Raw genomic sequence first — 17,964 nt, forward strand, 5'->3', positions numbered from 1 at the left:
CACTACGAGATAGTCGCTCCCTGTCAGAGATGAGGAGGGTGGAGAAGCCGTTGGTGTGATGCATCGGTACGGGTACCAGTGGTTTGCAGCTGAACCACTGGTGTCCAGGACGATAAGAACGGCTCGCTGTGTTGAGGGATCCAAAGCGACGGCGCCAAATTAAGAATCACCTTGGGTGCGCCGGTTGATTTTCTGCTGAAAATTTCTTTTTCTATCGGGAAATTGCTGCGGGAATTGGGCTCTCGGACTTGCAGCTGAGAATACGTATAGGTGGGTGCATGATCGAATGGTTTCTGTTCCTGTCGCAGGGTGCGGTTATCGGTGGCATACATCACCGAGCGGTCGTGCTACGCAGAGGACAGTGGCTTTAACGGAATAACGTTCATCGATCATCTCGAGGCTCCCCGGCGCTAAGATGAAAGCATCTGGGATTTTACGGGAATTACCATCCTAGTGGCGGTCAGGACTCGGCGGCTGAAGAGCGGTCATCGCATGCTATGCGACGTGTTTCGGCATCCTGCGAACTTCGCTAAGTACGCTATCAACCTGTCGGGTACGTACGACGACAAATTCAATTTCGGTTTCGGATCATGTTTGTGGCCAGCGGAGTTCGCTAGATTCGATGTTGTCCAGTAAAATCCGGTAGATCGGTTCGAGCAGTTTCGGAAGCCACCTGGCACTGACCACGCAGTCCTGGACGGCCGGCGACAAGAGTCAGCGTTCCAGACCGGCTCATTGGATAACGCTGGTTCTTGGTGGAAGCGGTCCTCGAATGATGTAATTCGTTGTAAAGTAATCGTATTTGGTGGAATCTCCAGCATAATCATACTGATCGGTTGCCCCGACTGACTCAGGCGGCAATGCGTCCTGGATCTCGGTACAACAGATAGCGGGCTTCGTTTTGGTGATTAAAGCATTCGGCTGAGTGGAGCGGCGTCGAGTTTTGGTCGGGCACGATCTGCGGCCGAGCGAAAAGACCGCGCTGTACCGCGCTCAGCCGGACCTCCGGAAGTTCCACTGATGAATGGAATGGGTTGACGGCGTTTAACCTAAACTAGGCAACAGCTTTAGTGACGTTCGACACCTGGATTGCGTACACCTTGACGCGGAAGTTGGTTAGCATCTCGGTTTACACTTGTTCTGGCGTCGCGATGTGGACGCCGGTGCTATCCCGATCGATTTCGCGCCAATGCCCGGGCGAAAGCATTCATGCTGGTTGTGGATGCCGATTAGGCAGTCTGTGTGCTGGTATCAGCTCGTGTGCCGCCGACGATGAGATGAACACCAGCTGCGAATCCGCACGTATTCACGGCAGCACGGCAACGGTCACTACGAAACATGAATCCAGATTGATCGAGATGATTGCCTGCCATTGCTCGACTTTTTGCTTGTGCACGTATGTTCTGTCTAGCGAACCGGCCTTGTGAACGACAAGGTCGACTGATTCAAGTGTGTTTATGGCAGCAGAAGATTCTGCTGTATCGGATGCATCGGTCACGATGTGGCGGTTCACGATCCCCGCGGAGCGGAGCAGACCTTGGCGTCGTTCCGCCAACACCACATCAGTATTCTAGTTCACACAGCCTGCGAACACGTGCTTTCCCGATCCTGTCGTTGCTGTCGGTGACCAGTGCGGTTCTGGTGTTCAAGGGGTGCCGAATATCTCTCGGATGCGACAATGCCTGCGGTGAAAGTGCATGGATCGATTGTTCGGTCCGGTCTGACAACACATTAGGTCTGGGTGTCGGCCAGCGGTCCGGCGTGCCCAGTCGACGTCATCCTCGGTGATCGTCTCAGCGAACTTGATATGCGTGTTAAAACCTGCACGGCACTTCGCCAGCGATGGGTCAGTGCCCCGCGCTGATTTCTCGTCCGACCACTGCCGCTCATGGCTGGTCCACAGCGTTTTCCAAGCTGCCTACTACTGCGATGATGGTGTGGATGCTGCAGCCGTGGACGACGAGATCGTGGAATCGACAACATATTTAGTCAAGGGCAGGTTGTCATGCGATGTGCATAGCCATGGAATTGTTGACTTTACTTGAGTTTTGGCACTAAAACATCCGCATGGTCGTGCCGTTGGGTCGCTAGTGCGGCGCAAGTAGGCTCGAATTCCTGCAATGCCGCGCCGAGGTCGGCGAGCGCGACTGCCTTGCTCTACAGCAGTAAACCAAGCATGTAGGCAGTGCTGGTCTTAGTTGGTATGTGCACAACGGCGCCGTCACGGTTGCCTCGCCGTACCTAGACTAGCCCCTCAGTCTCCAAGATCTGCAGCGCTTCCCGAAGCGGGATCAAGTTGACGTTGAACTGTTCGACGAGCACTTCCTGGCGCGGCAACAGGTCGCCGTCGATGACCTTGTAGCACAACTCGTCAAGCTACGATTGCGCCCATCCTCAGCGTCGACAACCGGCAACGGACGTCGTCGCCAATTTCCAAGGTGGTCATCCGATCCTCGCAACTCGCTTAATTTAATTACGTGACCACCCGTGGCACTCACTGTAGTTAGTTTAGCAGTAAGATTGTAAATAGCTGTGTGAGTCTGTGTGAGTCGCGGTTCCGACGTGAACTGAACATGCTGGCCTGCTGTATGAGCGGTCTGTCCACCACGTTGAACGAGTCGGCATCACGGTGCAGGCACAATGCATGCCGATGTTTAGCCGTCACCCAGAAGTGGTGCTGGACGGTCTTTGCAGTAAGCTGAGCGAAACCGGTCGTGAGGTCGTGCCGGAATGGCGGTCTGTTACGTCACGGATCGGCAAAAAATCATCGGGAAAAACATTGCGACAGTTGTAATTGCCGACCCCGCTTTGTTCGGGTGTCACACCACCACCACGGCGTAGCTGTCAATATTTGCAATACTAGAAATAGAATCTAGTCGTCGAACCGCGGTAAGTGAGGTTGCCTCGTTTGCGTTCAGTTATGTGATATACGGAGTGCACGTGGATGCATACTGTTTCGGACTATAATTTTGAGCCGGGCCAAGATTCTTCAGAAAGGAGTTTTGGATTGACCGGTATTGCGTTATCGCTCCAACCGGTTCTCGGCGGGTTGGTTCATCGTCGAATTTTCCTCCGACTCGATTGCCAGGAGAGGAGGGCCAGCAAAGATGGCGATGACTTATCAGGAATAGCGAATGTTTGATGCGGTGACTGTTCGTGCGGCCATTCTGGATTTGACCACCCGACAAAATGGTGTCTACTCCGACGGCGATCGCGAACTCTGGCTCGCCACCTTCCGTTATTGCGATGCTAGCTGCACCCGGAAATGGCGAGCTGGTTATCGATCTGCGCGCGTCCTTTAACGGCGACGATGGATAGCGATTGGTGACTGTCGATCACGAAATCACTGTCGAAGAAGTCCACACGGTACTGTGCTTGTGTCGCGGCGCTTTTAGCTACTGCATATGGCGATACTACTCTGAATACCACCGGGGTATTTTCGAATGAACTGATTTACGAGCGCGATGGCTCGTATTTCTCTTCCTGCAATCTTGCCTAAGATGCGGTACCAAGCCGTCATCCGCGCTTCATGTGCGCAGTACCGCTACGTGGCATGACATGAACAAGGATTGGCGCTGTTATCCGTTTTAGCTAGTGCCCAGGTATTGGAAGCTGGAGTTTCAGGTCGCTGAGGGTGTCCCACCCCGGCCAAGAGTATGGTACTTGGTTTATGATGGGCCACCTAGACGCCGCCGAGATCGGTCGGCCATTTGCCTTTCTGGCGATATTCGGTAAGAACCGGCCCGGTAGCACGATAGTTGCCGATTTCTATACGATGGCGCTATTCGACCTGCAGACCGGTGATGACCACCTATAATGGATTAAGGTATACCGCAAGCCAACCTGAAATCAGATGTACGGCGCAGGTTGGCTATGATTGTAGGCCGCCTCGGCCTTGAATATCAAAACTGGGCCGGAGGTGCATCGTAGGCCTTCCGTTGCGACGGTGACGAACGTTACTTCATCTGTTTCTAATAGATTGAACTGGTTGGTATTGACCAGGCTGGGTGATCCGTACAATTAAACCTGGCCGTAATATAAACGCGCGCATCGACAGCATTGGGTGTGTCTATTTACTACGGGAAGGTCTTCTGCTTCGGCCAAAACTACACCTACTCCATATTTTCCAGACCGGATGAACGATGATCGAGACGTTGCGCTCGGGTGAAATGATCGAGTAGTTCAGCAGCACCGATGGGCATGTAGACCGGTAGTGAGTTCCGAAATGTGTGGGTGGCGTGGGCACCGGTGGAGACTCGCGGTCTCACGAATGGCGTGCGATCAATTTAGATAACGGCATCGACCCCAGTATTTGACAGCAGTTCTACCGTACCAAAAGTAATGCGCTGAAACCATTCTCCGGCGTGGTGCCGAGCTATCCGGACCCGGCGCATGCTATCAGTAAGCCGCCTAAGTATGCCTAAGACGTCGAGGTCATGGTGGCAGCTACGTTCGATAGCCCGATGCTGTGCGGCCCTTGGTGCACCCAATTGCACCGGCTCGATATATGCCTCGACCATCACGGATCACTTGTTCCGCACTGCAGCTGTGGACGTCCTTGGAGAGTCTCTGGTGGCTGCTCCAGTGCATGGCCTGCCGGTGGATCAGGTTGTGTCGTTGTCAGTTTCAGGTCGTCGCTATGCGGTGCGTGAGGGGTTGGTTCAGGTAGGTCCCAACCAAAAACACTAGATAGCAAAGATTCTCCACAATCGGCTCTACCATACTACCGGAGGATGGGTCGCCCGGCCGAAATTACCGGTAGCACTGTGACGTTCAGGTAGGATATGTCAATATGACCAATATGTGACTGGTGGGTTTGACGTGGTTCTTGTTGTTTCTGACATATCCTGTGGCGTGTGTCAGTTTCTCGGCGTGACGTCCTCCAATTCGCTGTCTTGTCACCAGGCCTGTTAGGTCTAGGCGCCGCTGCCGCGGCGTTGTGCGCCGCACCAGCATCAACGGCAGGTTCACTTGGTACCTTGTTGGACTACGCGGCCGGAGTCATCCCCGCCAGCCAGATCAGGGCTGCCGGTGCGGTGGGGGTAATCCGATACGTGTCTGATCCCAGGGGAACCTGGGCGGTTGGCAAACCGATTCAGGTCACCGAGGCGCGTGACCTTATCAATAACGGACTTAAAATCGTTTCCTGCTATCAATACGGCAAAGGCACTACCGCAGACTGGCTGGGCGGTGCCATTGCCGGCCTCCAGCACGCCCAGCGCGGAGTGCAGTTACACACCGCCGCTGGTGGTCCTGTCACCGCACCTATTTACGCCTCGATCGACTCCAATCCCACGTATGAGCAGTACAAACAGCAGGTTGCTCCGTACCTGCGGTCCTGGGAGTCGGTGATCGGACACCAGCGCACAGGCGTCTACGCTAATTCAAGGACGATCACCTGGGCCCTACAAGACGGCTTGGCTTCGTATTTCTGGCAGCATAACTGGGGCTCTCCCAAGGGCTATACTCATCCGGCTGCGAATTTGCACCAGGTTGAGATTGACAAGCGCACCGTTGGAGGGGTTGGGGTTGACATCAACACAATCCTCAAGCCCCAATTCGGCCAGTGGGCTTAGGCGGTCTGGGGCCATTGGCGCCTTTACCGGCCTTGCCTGACGCTGGTGTCCGTGCACTCCGGCAAAATACTTGTTTTCGCTCGGTGCACAAGGCTTTAAACTTGCAGAGGATGCTTAGTGGCACGCACCTCAACACTGTAGCATATCTGTTATATAACGATTATATGACAGATATGAAATATTCCATAACCATATTACTTTGATCAATTCAATTATAGCTACTCGACCGCAACCACCTGCACGCAGGATGTTTGTCCGCGGCGTCCGTGCTCGCGGTTTGACTCGGCGTTACTCACAACATGGTTACCCGTGTGTAGAACTCGCTAGTAACCGCTAGACATGCAAGAAGGGCACGCTCCTATGATTATATCTGTCTTTAATGACACCCTTGTTGCAGCCAATGCAGTCTGCCGCGCGGCTCGACCCACGGCCGGTGCGCCAAGCATACCGGTCAGTTGACTTTCGGTCTGCGGTTTAACGTGGAATCGACCGGAACTGACTGGGTCTCGCATGGCAGTCCAGGTGGCCTGGCAAACAGATACCTTATTAAAGACGTACACAGGGAGATATAGAGCGTGACAATCCACGAGCACGACCGAGTGTCCGCTGATCGCAACAGAAATAGCCTGCATAGCGCCCGTGCTCTGGTGGATCGGCTAACGGCCGGCGAACCGTACGTTGTTGCGTTCGGTGGCCAAGGCAGCCCCTGGCTAAAGGCCCTGGAAGAACTCGTGTCCTCGGCCGGGCTCGAAACCGACTTAGCAGCGTTGGTCGGTGAGGTCGAATTGTTACTCGAACCGGTCACCAAAGAGCTGGTTGTGGTACGTCCGATCGGTTTCGAGCCGCTGCAGTGGGTACGCGCGCTGTCAGCCGAAGACTTGGTACCGTCCGAAAAGTACCTGACGTCGGCTGCGGTGTCGGTGCCCGGCGTGCTGCTCACCCAGATCGCGGCCGGGCGCGCCCTAGCACGGCAGGGTATGGACCTTATCGCGACACCCCCGGTGGGGGTCTTGGGGCACTCCCAGGGTGTGCTCGCTGTCGAGGCGTTGAAGGCCGGGGGGGCACGCGACGCCGAGCTATTGGCAATGGCCCAGCTGATTGGTGCCGCCGGAACGTTGGTAGCCCGCCGCCGCGGCATTTCCATCCTCGGCGACCGTCCGCCGATGATGTCGGTCACCAACGCGGACCCCGAGCGGATTCGCTGGTTGCTCGATGAGTTCGCACAGGATGTTCGCACTGTGCTACCCCCGGTGCTGTCCATTCGCAACGGGTGGCGTTCGGTTGTTATTACCGGCACTCCCGAACAGTTGTCGCGATTCGAGCGTTACTGCCGGCAGATCTCCGACAGGGAGGAAGAAGATCGCAGGAACAAGATCCGTGGCGGCGATATCTTTGCGCCGGTCTTCGATCCGGTGCAGGTGGAGGTGGGCTTCCACACGCCACGTCTGGCCGACGGTATCGGCATCGTCGGAGGCTGGGCTGAGAAAGTCGGTCTTGATGTCACCTTGGCTCGGGAACTGACCGAGGCCATCCTGGTACGCGGCGTTGACTGGTTGCACGAGATCACCCGGGTACACGGTGCTGGCGTTCGGTGGATTCTCGATCTGGGTCCCGGCGATATTCTGACCCGGTTGACTGCGCCGGTCATTCGTGGCCTCGGTGTGGGCATTGTGCCCGCTGCAAATCGAGTTGGTCAGCGCACCCTTTTCACCGTCGGGGCTGTTCCCGAGGTGGTTCACGCTTGGTTGAGCTACGCCCCAACCGTGGTCCAACTTCCCGACGGCAGGATCAAGCTCTCGACGAAGTTTACCCGGCTGACTGGACGCTCGCCGATTCTGCTCGCGGGCATGACCCCGACCACCGTCGATGCCAACATCGTGGCTGCTGCGGCCAACGCTGGGCACTGGGCTGAACTGGCCGGAGGTGGGCAGGTAACGGAAGAAATTTTCGCCAACCGCGTCGAGCAACTGTCCGGACTTCTCGAGCCGGGACGCACCTATCAGTTCAACGCGTTATTTCTTGACCCGTACCTGTGGAAGCTGCAAGTTGGCGGCAAGCGATTGGTGCAGAAAGCCCGGCAGTCCGGCGCAGCGATCGACGGTGTGGTGATAAGCGGCGGTATTTTAGATGTCGAAGATGCCGTCGAGTTGATCGAGGAACTGGGTGGCGTTGGCATCAGCTATGTCGTGTTCAAACCCGGCACCGTTGCGCAGATACACTCGGTGATTCGCATCGCGACCGAGGTGCCCACCAAACCGATGATCATGCATGTCGAGGGCGGGCGTGCAGGCGGTCATCATTCCTGGGAAGACCTCGATGACCTGCTACTGGCCACCTACTCGGAGTTGCGCTCACATGCCAACATCACCGTTTGCGTCGGTGGTGGCATTGGCACTCCCGAAAAGGCGGCGGAATACTTGTCCGGACGTTGGGCGCAAGCGTACGGCTTCCCATTGATGCCGATCGACGGCATTTTAGTCGGCACCGCGGCGATGGCGACCAAGGAGGCCACGACCTCACCATCGGTTAAGCGGATGCTAGTCGAAACTCAAGGTACCGACCAGTGGATCGGCTCCGGAAAGGCCCAGGGAGGCATGGCTTCTAGCCGTAGCCAGCTCGGTGCCGACATCCACGAGATTGACAACGCTGCCTCGCGTTGTGGCCGGCTACTCGACGAGGTCGCTGGCGACGCTGAGGCGGTCGCAGAGCGTCGTGACGAAATCATCGCGGCGATGGCCAACACCGCCAAGCCTTATTTTGGCGACGTTTCAGAGATGACCTACCTGCAGTGGCTGCAGCGCTACGTTGAGCTAACGATCGGCGAGGGTAACTCGACCGCCGACACCGCGTCACCGGGCAGCCCGTGGCTGGCCGATACCTGGCGTGACCGGTTCCAGCAGATGCTGCAACGTACTGAATCACGTTTGCATCCAAAGGATTTCGGGATAATTGAGACAGTATTTACCGATCCGGTGCTACTGGAGAAGCCCGACCAGGCTATCGCTAGCCTGCTGGAACACTACCCAGACGCCGAAACCGTCCAGCTGCATCCGGCGGATGCGCCTTTCTTCCTCACGCTGTGCAAGACGCTGGGCAAGCCGGTAAACTTCGTACCGGTTATCGACAAGGATGTGCGGCGTTGGTGGCGCAGTGACTCGCTGTGGCAGGCGCACGATGCCCGCTATGACGCCGACCAAGTGTGCATCATCCCCGGCATTGCAGCGGTGTCCGGCATTACCCGGATGGACGAACCCATCGGTGAGTTGCTGGACCGCTTCGAACAGGCCGCCATAGACGAGGTGCTTGCCGGTGGAGCGGAGCCGGTGGTGGTTACGTCCCGCCGGTTGGGCCGCGCCGATGTGACCGGACCGTTGGCCGTGGTGCTTGACGCACCCGATGTGCTGTGGGCCGGGCGCATCACTACCAACCCGGTTCATCGGATAGCCGATCCGAATGAGTGGCAGATTAGTGGAAACCTCAGTGCGACAGATTCATCCACTGGTGCCCGGTTGCAGGTAGAGCCCGAAGACCAGCAGGTAGTTCTCACAGTCCCGGTGTCGAAAGGTTGGATCGACATCCCCTTTACTCTGCCTACCAACACCGTTGACGGCGGTACCCTGCTGGTATCCACCGAGGACGCCACCAGTGCCATGCGCGCAGTGCTGGCAATCGTTGCTGGTGTGGATGGGCCGGAGTTGCTGCCCCCGGTTAAAGACGGAACCGCCATCGTCACCGTGGCCTGGGATCCTGAGCGGGTTGCTGATCACACCGGGGTCACAGCCACCTTCGGGGAGCCGCTGGCGCCCAGTCTCGCCACTGTGCCCGATGCATTGGTCGGTGCGTGCTGGCCTGCGGTTTTCTCAGTCATCGGCTCCGCAGTTACCGACGCAGGTGTTTTGGTGGTGGAGGGCCTGTTGAGTTTGGTGCATCTGGACCACGCTGCCTGTGTGGTCGGTAAGCTGCCAACAGTTCCAGCCCAATTGACAGTCACCGCAACGGTTTCTCTGGCCATCGATACAGACATGGGTCGTATCGTGCCCGTCTCAGTGACTATTAGAGATACAGCTGGAGCCGACGGCGCTGTACTTGCCACCCTCGAGGAGCGGTTTGTGATCCTCGGACGTACTGGCACAGCCGAACTCACCGACCCGGTTCGGGCCGGTGGAGCAATATCTGAGAACGCGATCGACACTCCGCGCCGACGGCGTCGTGACGTTACCCTTAACGCACCGATTGATATGCGCCCGTTTGCAGTGGTTTCCGGTGACCACAATCCCATTCACACCGACCGTGCCGCTGCGCTGCTGGCAGGCTTGGAATCGCCGATCGTGCACGGCATGTGGTTGTCGGCTGCAGCTCAGCACGTGGTAATGGCCACCGACGGACAAGCCCGACCGTCGGCGCGGTTGATCGGGTGGACCGCACGATTCCTGGGCATGGTGCATCCTGGCGACAAGGTCGATTTTCGTGTCGACCGCATTGGAATCGACCAGGGAGCAGAGGTTTTAGAGGTTAGTGTGCGCATCGGTTCGGATCTGGTGATGTCGGCGACCGCACGGCTGGCCGCGCCCAAAACTGTCTACGCGTTCCCCGGACAGGGTATCCAGCACAAGGGTATGGGCATGGATGTTCGGGCTCGTTCCAAAGCGGCCCGCCAGGTGTGGGACCATGCCGACAAATTTACTCGTAGCGCGCTTGGGTTTTCAGTGCTGCACGTGGTGCGTGACAACCCGACCAGCATCACCGCCAGCGGTGTGCATTACCACCATCCCGAGGGGGTGTTGTACCTCACACAGTTCACCCAAGTTGCGATGGCCACGGTGGCAGTCGCGCAGGTTGCCGAGATGCGCGAACAGGGTGCTTTTGTCGAAGGTGCTATCGCCTGCGGCCACTCCGTCGGCGAGTACACGGCGCTGGCCTGTGTCACGGGAGTCTATGAGCTAGAAGCCTTGCTAGAGATGGTGTTTCACCGCGGATCGAAGATGCACGACATCGTTTTGCGTGACGAGCTGGGCCGCTCTAACTACCGGTTGGCGGCTATCCGACCCTCGCAGATCGGCCTGCCCGATGATGAGGTTTCCGCGTTTGTTGGAGGAATCGCCGAAAGCACTGGTGAATTCCTGGAGATCGTGAACTTCAACCTGCGTGGCTCGCAGTACGCGATTGCCGGCACGGTCCGTGGCCTGGAAGCGCTGGAAGCTGAGGTAGAACGGCGCCGTGAGCTCACCGGCGGTCGGCGCTCATTTATCTTAGTACCCGGCATCGACGTGCCATTCCACTCGCGGGTGCTCCGGGTCGGCGTGGCAGAATTCCGCCGTTCGCTGGACCGCGTCCTGTCACACGATCAAGATCCCGACTGGATCATTGGACGCTACATCCCCAACCTGGTGCCACGGCCGTTCACGCTGGCTCGAGACTTCATCCAGGAGATCCGGGATTTGGTACCTGCCGAGCCACTCGACGATATCCTCGCCGACTATGAAACCTGGCGCCGTGAGCGCCCGAGTGAGATGGCGCGGCGGGTGTTAATCGAGCTGTTGGCGTGGCAATTCGCCAGCCCCGTGCGCTGGATAGAAACACAGGATCTGTTGTTCACCGAAGAGGCCGCTGGCGGCCTGGGCGTGGAACGGTTCGTCGAGATCGGTGTGAAGTCGGCACCGACCGTTGCTGGGTTAGCTACCGACACCCTTAAGCTGCCTGAATATTCCCACAACACAGTTGAAGTGCTCAACGTCGAGCGTGACGCCGCGGTGCTGTTCGCCACTGACACCGATCCCGAGGTAGAGTCGGAGCCAGAAGACGTATCGGACGATTACGCCGCTGTACCGGCAGAAAGCCCGGTGGCGCTGGTAGCTGCTGCGCCTGCGCCGATGGTGCCTTCTGGTCCTCGGCCGGAGGACATTTCGTTCGGCGCCGCCGACGCCACGTTGGCGCTGATCGCGCTGTCGGCCAAGATGCGCATCGACCAGATTGAGGAGATGGACTCGATCGAGTCCATCACTGACGGCGCGTCGTCGCGGCGTAACCAGCTGCTAGTAGACTTAGGTTCTGAGTTGAGCCTGGGCGCTATCGATGGTGCCGCCGAGGCGGATCTAGCCGGGCTGCGGTCGCAGGTGAGCAAGTTGGCACGCACTTATAAGCCTTACGGTCCAGTGCTATCCGACTTGATTAATGATCAGCTGCGCACTGCTCTGGGGCCCTCGGGCAAGCGCCCCGGCGTCATCGCCGAACGGGTTAAGAAGATCTGGGAGCTCGGCGAGGGTTGGGTTAAGCACGTAACGGTCGAGGTCGCGCTGGGAACTCGTGAGGGCACCAGTGCTCGCGGAGGCCCCCTGGGCAACCTGCACGAGGGTGCGTTGGCCGATGCCGGCTCCGTTGACAAGGCCGTTGACGCGGCGGTCGCTTCGGTCGCTGCGCGACATGGCGTTGCGGTGACCCTGCCGTCCGCAGGCAGTGGAGGAAGCGCGACCGTCGACGCTGCAGCACTGAGCGAATTCACTGATCAGATCACCGGTCGCGACGGCGTGCTCGCCTCGGCGGCCCGTTTGGTACTGGGTCAGCTGGGTTTGGAGGGCCCGGTTACTGCGGCTCCAGCTACCACTGATACCGAGCTCATCGATTTGGTTACTGCTGAGCTGGGTATGGACTGGCCGCGTTTGGTGGCTCCGGTGTTCGACGTCAAGAAGGCCGTTGTCTTCGACGACCGCTGGGCTAGTGCCCGTGAGGATTTGGTCAGGTTGTGGCTGACTAGCGAGGGTGAGATTGACGCCCAGTGGTCGCATCTGTCGGAAAGGTTCGAGGGCGTTGGCCACGTTGTTGCGACCCAGGCAACCTGGTGGCAGGGCAAGTCGTTAGCCGCGGGTCGCCAGATCCACGCGTCGTTGTACGGACGGATCGCCTCCGGTGCTCAGAACCCGGATCAAGGTCTCTATAGCAGTGAAATCGCCGTCGTTACAGGCGCTTCAAAGGGGTCGATCGCCGCCTCCGTTGTCGCACGACTGCTCGACGGCGGTGCCACCGTGATCGCGACAACGTCGAAGCTCGACGAGGAACGGATAACGTTCTACCGTGCGTTGTACCGCGACCATGCTCGGTACGGCGCCGCGTTGTGGGTGGTCGCGGCCAACATGGCATCCTATTCCGATATCGATGCACTGGTTGAATGGGTCGGCAACGAACAGACGGAACGCCTTGGGCCAGAATCGATTCATATCAAGGATGCGCAGACACCGACGCTGCTGTTCCCGTTTGCGGCACCGCGTGTGGTCGGTGATTTGTCGGAGGCCGGTGCGCGCTCCGAGATGGAGATGAAAGTGCTGCTGTGGGCAGTGCAGCGATTAATTGCAGGTTTGTCGAAGATCGGCGCTGAGCGCGATGTCACGTCGCGGCTGCACGTGGTGTTGCCCGGCTCGCCCAACCGTGGAATGTTCGGTGGTGATGGAGCTTACGGTGAAGCTAAGTCAGCGTTGGACGCCGTGGTGAGTCGTTGGCACGCTGAGTCTTCGTGGGCAGCGCGGGTTAGCCTGGCATACGCGCTGATCGGCTGGACTCGCGGCACGGGGCTGATAGGGCACAACGACGCTATCGTCAGTGCTGTCGAGGAGGCGGGCGTCACTACGTACTCCACCGACGAGATGGCCGCAATGCTGTTGGACTTGTGTAATGCGGAGTCCAAGGTGGCCGCGGCCGGCGTGCCGATCAAGGTGGACTTGACCGGCGGCCTGGGTGAGGTCCACCTCGACATGGCCGAACTAGTCGCCAAAGCGCGTGAGGATCATGCGGCGCAGGCCGCAGAAGACGAGACCGCTGAAGCCTCCGAGGTAGCGGGCACCATTGCTGCGTTGCCTTCCCCGCCTCGTGGCTACACTCCGGCGTCGCCGCACTGGGACGACCTTGATGTCGACCCCGCCGACCTGGTAGTAATCGTCGGCGGCGCCGAAATAGGCCCTTACGGTTCGTCGCGTACCCGGTTCGAAATGGAGGTTGCGGGCGAACTGTCGGCTGCCGGTGTCCTGGAGTTGGTCTGGACCACCGGATTGATTCGGTGGGAAGAAGACCCGCAACCCGGTTGGTATGACACCGAATCCGGCGAGTTGGTCGACGAGTCTGAACTAGTCGAACGCTACCACGACACCGTGGTACAGCGTTGTGGCATCCGTGAGTTCGTTGATGATGGCACGATCGATCCTGATCATGCGTACCCGCTCCTGGCCTCGGTGTTCTTGGACAAGGACTTCGCGTTCGTCGTCTCCTCGGAGGCCGACGCTCGTGCCTTTTTCGAGTTCGATCCGGAGCACACGGTTATCCGGCCGTTGCCCGACTCGAGTGACTGGCAGGTCATCCGCAAGGCGGGCACCGAAATTCGGGTGCCGCGAAAGATCAAGCTGTCACGGGTCGTTGGTGGCCAGATCCCAACCGGATTCGATCCGACGGTGTGGGGCATCAGCCCCGACATGGTCAATTCCATCGACCGGGTAGCGGTGTGGAGCATCGTGGCGACTGTCGATGCGTTCCTGAGCGCTGGTTTCAGCCCCACCGAGGTGATGAGTTATGTGCACCCGAGCTTGGTCGCCAATACCATGGGCACCGGCATGGGTGGTGGCACTTCGATACAAAAATTGTACCATAGCAACTTGTTGGGCCTTAGCAAACCCAACGACATCTTCCAGGAAGTTTTGCCAAATATCGTTGCCGCGCACGTGGTTCAGTCCTATATCGGCAGCTATGGCTCAATGATTCACCCGGTCGCTGCATGCGCAACGGCCGCGGTGTCGGTTGAGGAGGGTGTTGACAAGATCCGGCTGGGTAAGGCCGAGCTGGTGGTAGCCGGCGGCATAGATGACCTGACGCTGGAAGGCATTATCGGCTTTGGTGATATGGCGGCCACCGCCGACACCGCCATGATGCGTGGGCGAGGCATCCATGACTCCAAGTTCTCCCGGCCCAACGATCGGCGTCGGCTGGGTTTCGTCGAAGCCCAGGGTGGTGGCACCATCCTGCTGGCGCGTGGTGACTTGGCGCTCAAGATGGGCCTTCCTGTGCTTGCGGTAGTGGCGTTCGCCCAGTCGTTCGGTGACGGTCTGCACACTTCGATCCCAGCTCCGGGCCTAGGCGCGCTTGGCGCAGGCCGCGGTGGTAAGGATTCGATTTTGGCCCGGTCGCTGGCCAAGCTCGGCGTGTCTGCTGACGACATTGCAGTGATCTCCAAGCACGACACTTCGACGCTGGCCAATGATCCCAACGAGACCGAGCTGCATGAGCGGCTCGCTGACGCGATGGGCCGCTCCGCGGGCGCTCCACTGTTCGTGGTGTCGCAGAAGAGCCTCACAGGCCACGCCAAGGGAGGCGCGGCGGTCTTCCAGATGATGGGCTTGTGCCAGATGCTGCGGGATGGGGTAATCCCGCCCAACCGCAGCCTGGATTGCGTCGACGAGGAGCTGGCCGGCGCGGCGCACTTTGTCTGGCCACGTGACACGCTGCGGCTCGGCGAGAAATTCCCGCTTAGGGCCGGCATACTGACCAGCCTCGGGTTCGGGCACGTGTCGGGTTTGGTGGCGTTGGTGCATCCGCAGGCGTTTATCGCCGCGCTGGACCCAGGTCAGCGGGACGACTACCAGCGGCGTGCAAATGCGCGCCTGCTAGCCGGTCAGCGGCGTCTGGCTTCGGCGATCGCTGGCGGTGCGCCGATGTACGAGCGGCCATCGGACCGTCGCTTCGGCCACCACGTGCCGGAGAAGCTGCAGGAGGCGGCGATGTTGCTGAATCCGGCTGCTCGGCTTGGTGACGGCGAGGCTTATATCGGTTAACTTCGGTCAATCGGTTAACGTAGCACTTCGTGGGCATTGTCGGCGTGGGGATCGACCTCGTTGCTATCCCTGATTTCGCTGAGCAGGTTAACCAACCGGGAACGATGTTCATGGCTACCTTCACTCCTGGTGAGCGTCGCGATGCCTCGGACAAGAGTTCTTCAGTGGTGTGTCACCTGGCGGCGCGTTGGGCCGTGAAGGAAGCGGTGATCAAGGCGTGGTCAGGATCGCGGTTCGCTCAGCAGCCGATGCTGCCCGAGGACATCCATCGCGATATCGAGGTGGTCACCGACATGTGGGGCCGTCCGCGGGTCCGGCTCACCGGAGCCATTGCTAAGCACCTGGCGGATGTGACGATCCATGTATCACTGACGCACGAAGGGGATACCGCGGCGGCAGTGGTGGTCTTGGAGATTCTGTAAGCTAGGGTACCTCCCGTTTGCAGAAGGTACCCCATCCGCTTGCGGCGCATGCTGGCGCGTAGTAGACGCTGAACTAGCCTCAAGCCATGAGTAATCTGATTGAGCGTGTTCGTGAAGTGCTACCGTTGGTGCAACGCGACCTTGAGGACTTGGTGCGGATCGAATCGGTGTGGGCCGATCCTGCCCGGCGGAATGAGGTGGATCGCAGCGCTCAGGTGGTCTTAGATCTGTTGTCACAGAAGGGTTTTAACTTTGTACTTATCCTCAGTGAGGGTGGTGCGCCGGCCGTCATTGCCCGGTATCCGGCACCACCGGGAGCGCCCACCGTGTTGCTGTATGCCCACCATGACGTTCAGCCGGAAGGTGACCGCGACCAGTGGGCATCGCAACGCATTTAGCGGCGTTCCGGGCGCATGGTGGTCGACCGCCGGTGGGTGTGACGGTTTTCGTGGAGGGCGAAGAAGAATCCGGATCGCCGTCGTTGGGAAGGTTGCTGGCCGCCTATAGCGATGCGCTGGCTGCCGACGTAATCATAATCGCTGACTCGGACAACTGGAGCACCGATGTTCCCGCGCTGACGGTGTCACTGCGCGGTTTAGTCGACTGCGTCGTTGAGGTCGCCACACTTGACCACGGGCTGCATTCCGGCTTGTGGGGTGGTGTGGTTCCTGACGCGCTGAGTGTGCTATTGCGGTTGCTGGCCAGCCTGCACGACGACGACGGCAACGTTGCCGTGGCAGGTCTGCATGAAAGTACTACTGCCGCAGACGTGAACTATCCGCCCGAGCGGGTACGGGCTGACTCTGGCTTGTTGGACGGGGTGTCTGAAATAGGCTCGGGTTCAGTGCCGCAGCGGCTATGGGCCAAACCGGCGATAACTGTGATTGGTATCGACACCACATCCGTTGCTGCAGCCTCGAACACGCTGATCCCGCGGGCCCGAGCCAAGATCAGCATGCGGATCGCGCCGGGCGGTGATGCCGCGGTGCACCTGGATGCGTTAACCGCGCATCTGCGGCAGTATGCCCCGTGGGGTGCCCAAGTCAGCGTTATCCGCGGCGAGGTCGGCCAACCGTACGCCATCGAAGCCAACGGCGGAGTTTATGACGCCGCGCGAGCAGCGTTCCAACAGGCGTGGGGTGCTGATCCGATCGATATGGGGATGGGTGGCTCGATTCCGTTCATCGCCGAGTTCGCCACTGCGTTTCCGCAAGCGAAGATCCTGGTAACCGGCGTCGGAGACCCTGCAACACAAGCTCACAGCGTTAACGAGAGCGTGCATCTGGGTGTGCTGGAACGCGCGGCAGTCGCTGAAGCGCTGTTGTTGGCTAACTTGGCTGAGTGGCGCCAACACTCGCACGGCACTGGGTGTTTTAGGTGATCACCGTTGTTGTTGTGTGGTGGCCGGGGGTGTTGGTGTTTGTGGCAGGAATTGTTGGTCGGTTTCATAGGTGGCAGGTGAAGTAGTGTTCTGGTGTGCCATCGCTGGCCGATACGGTCGGGAGTTTGGTGGGCTAGCCTAGATCTTGTTGGCGCTGGGTGTTGGGGGCGCTTTCGGGTGCATGCTATGGCTGTGGGGTGTCTGTTTGTTCACCGGCCCTCGGCCAGCCGGTGTGCCCCCGGCTGTGTTGGTGCCGTGTTGGTTTCACAGTTCGTCGATGACCTCGCAGCCGGTGATGACGCGTACGGCGGTGCTCTAGCCTAGGGCAGTACTTGACTTTTTGTGGGGATCGACCGCGGAAGGAAGATAAAAGCCATCCACGGCGTGATCTGGTGACTTGTGCGCGTGGCGGGCTAACACATCACCAGAAAAGCGCAACTGATCCCCGGCCACCCGCCACACCAGACGCACCCCCAGCATCGCCAGCTTCGATGTCGCGGCCGGTGACCAACACCAACTACTCGGCGGCCCTTGCAAGCAGCCCACCTACGCCGCGACCAACCCTAAACCACCAACACAACCCACACCACCGATCCCCACCACATAACCCACCACACCCCTCAACCACACAAAAATCAACAACACCCTAGGCTTCAATTACCCCAGCGATGCACCGTTCAATACTGGCTCGCACAGGTAGCTGCGGTGCTGTGGCTCGTGTGTCGAGGTCATTGGCGTGGTCGGCAACCGCTTGGGTACCACGCGTTGTATGATCCGGT

General features: G+C 59.0%; 8 protein-coding genes and 3 pseudogenes. 7 read left to right on the forward strand and 4 right to left on the reverse strand.

Going from position 1 to position 17,964, the window contains the following annotated elements:
• Positions 1–1,306: 1,306 nt before the first annotated feature.
• Together MLPF_RS17380 and MLPF_RS07565 are read right to left on the reverse strand one after the other, a co-directional pair.
• Positions 1,307–1,513: an SDR family NAD(P)-dependent oxidoreductase gene (locus MLPF_RS17380; protein WP_420329598.1), complete on the reverse strand. Its 207-nt coding sequence runs from the start codon at positions 1,511–1,513 to the stop codon at positions 1,307–1,309.
• Between the two features lie 142 nt (positions 1,514–1,655).
• Positions 1,656–2,446 (reverse strand): annotated as a pseudogene (locus tag MLPF_RS07565) (FadR/GntR family transcriptional regulator); the annotation flags it as partial.
• A 688-nt stretch (positions 2,447–3,134) separates the two neighbouring features.
• Between MLPF_RS07565 and MLPF_RS07570 the strand changes: the two are divergent.
• Together MLPF_RS07570 and MLPF_RS07575 are read left to right on the forward strand one after the other, a co-directional pair.
• Positions 3,135–3,499, forward strand: a pseudogene (locus MLPF_RS07570) (nuclear transport factor 2 family protein).
• Between the two features lie 135 nt (positions 3,500–3,634).
• Positions 3,635–3,817, forward strand: coding sequence for a hypothetical protein (locus MLPF_RS07575; protein WP_156147066.1), 183 nt, complete (start codon positions 3,635–3,637; stop codon positions 3,815–3,817).
• Positions 3,818–4,286: 469 nt separating this feature from the next.
• Here the strand turns inward: MLPF_RS07575 and MLPF_RS07580 are convergent, their stop codons facing one another.
• On the reverse strand, positions 4,287–4,520 hold the full coding sequence (locus tag MLPF_RS07580; protein ID WP_156147067.1) for a hypothetical protein: 234 nt from the start codon (positions 4,518–4,520) through the stop codon (positions 4,287–4,289).
• 336 nt (positions 4,521–4,856) lie between these two features.
• Here MLPF_RS07580 and MLPF_RS07585 point away from each other — a divergent pair, with 336 nt between their 5' ends.
• The 5 genes and pseudogenes from MLPF_RS07585 to MLPF_RS07605 all read left to right on the forward strand — a co-directional run bounded on the left by MLPF_RS07585 (position 4,857) and on the right by MLPF_RS07605 (position 17,504).
• A complete protein-coding gene (locus MLPF_RS07585; protein WP_045842969.1) occupies positions 4,857–5,576 on the forward strand; it encodes a DUF1906 domain-containing protein in 720 nt (239 codons plus the stop codon).
• A gap of 575 nt (positions 5,577–6,151) precedes the next feature.
• Entirely contained in the window at positions 6,152–15,382 is a 9,231-nt protein-coding gene (locus tag MLPF_RS07590; RefSeq protein WP_045842970.1) for a type I polyketide synthase, read from the forward strand.
• 29 nt (positions 15,383–15,411) lie between these two features.
• Positions 15,412–15,804 (forward strand): holo-ACP synthase AcpS, encoded by a 393-nt coding sequence (acpS, locus tag MLPF_RS07595; protein WP_045842971.1) that lies wholly within the window; start codon positions 15,412–15,414, stop codon positions 15,802–15,804.
• An 86-nt stretch (positions 15,805–15,890) separates the two neighbouring features.
• A pseudogene (locus MLPF_RS07600) lies at positions 15,891–17,185 on the forward strand (M20/M25/M40 family metallo-hydrolase).
• Positions 17,186–17,333: 148 nt separating this feature from the next.
• A complete protein-coding gene (locus MLPF_RS07605) occupies positions 17,334–17,504 on the forward strand; it encodes a hypothetical protein (RefSeq protein WP_237817104.1) in 171 nt (56 codons plus the stop codon).
• Here the strand turns inward: MLPF_RS07605 and MLPF_RS07610 are convergent.
• Entirely contained in the window at positions 17,501–17,731 is a 231-nt protein-coding gene (locus MLPF_RS07610; protein WP_237817102.1) for a hypothetical protein, read from the reverse strand. The two genes, MLPF_RS07605 and MLPF_RS07610, sit on opposite strands and share 4 nt — an antisense overlap.
• Between the last annotated feature and the right edge of the window lie 233 nt (positions 17,732–17,964).

The sequence above is a fragment of the Mycobacterium lepromatosis genome (assembly GCF_000975265.2).
In the GTDB taxonomy this organism is placed as follows: Bacteria; Actinomycetota; Actinomycetes; order Mycobacteriales; family Mycobacteriaceae; genus Mycobacterium; species Mycobacterium lepromatosis.

Excerpts from the sequence above, each read along its gene's own strand:
- MLPF_RS07580 (WP_156147067.1), bottom strand. The coding sequence starts at position 4,520 with ATGGTCGAGGCATATATCGAGCCGGTGCAATTGGGTGCACCAAGGGCC.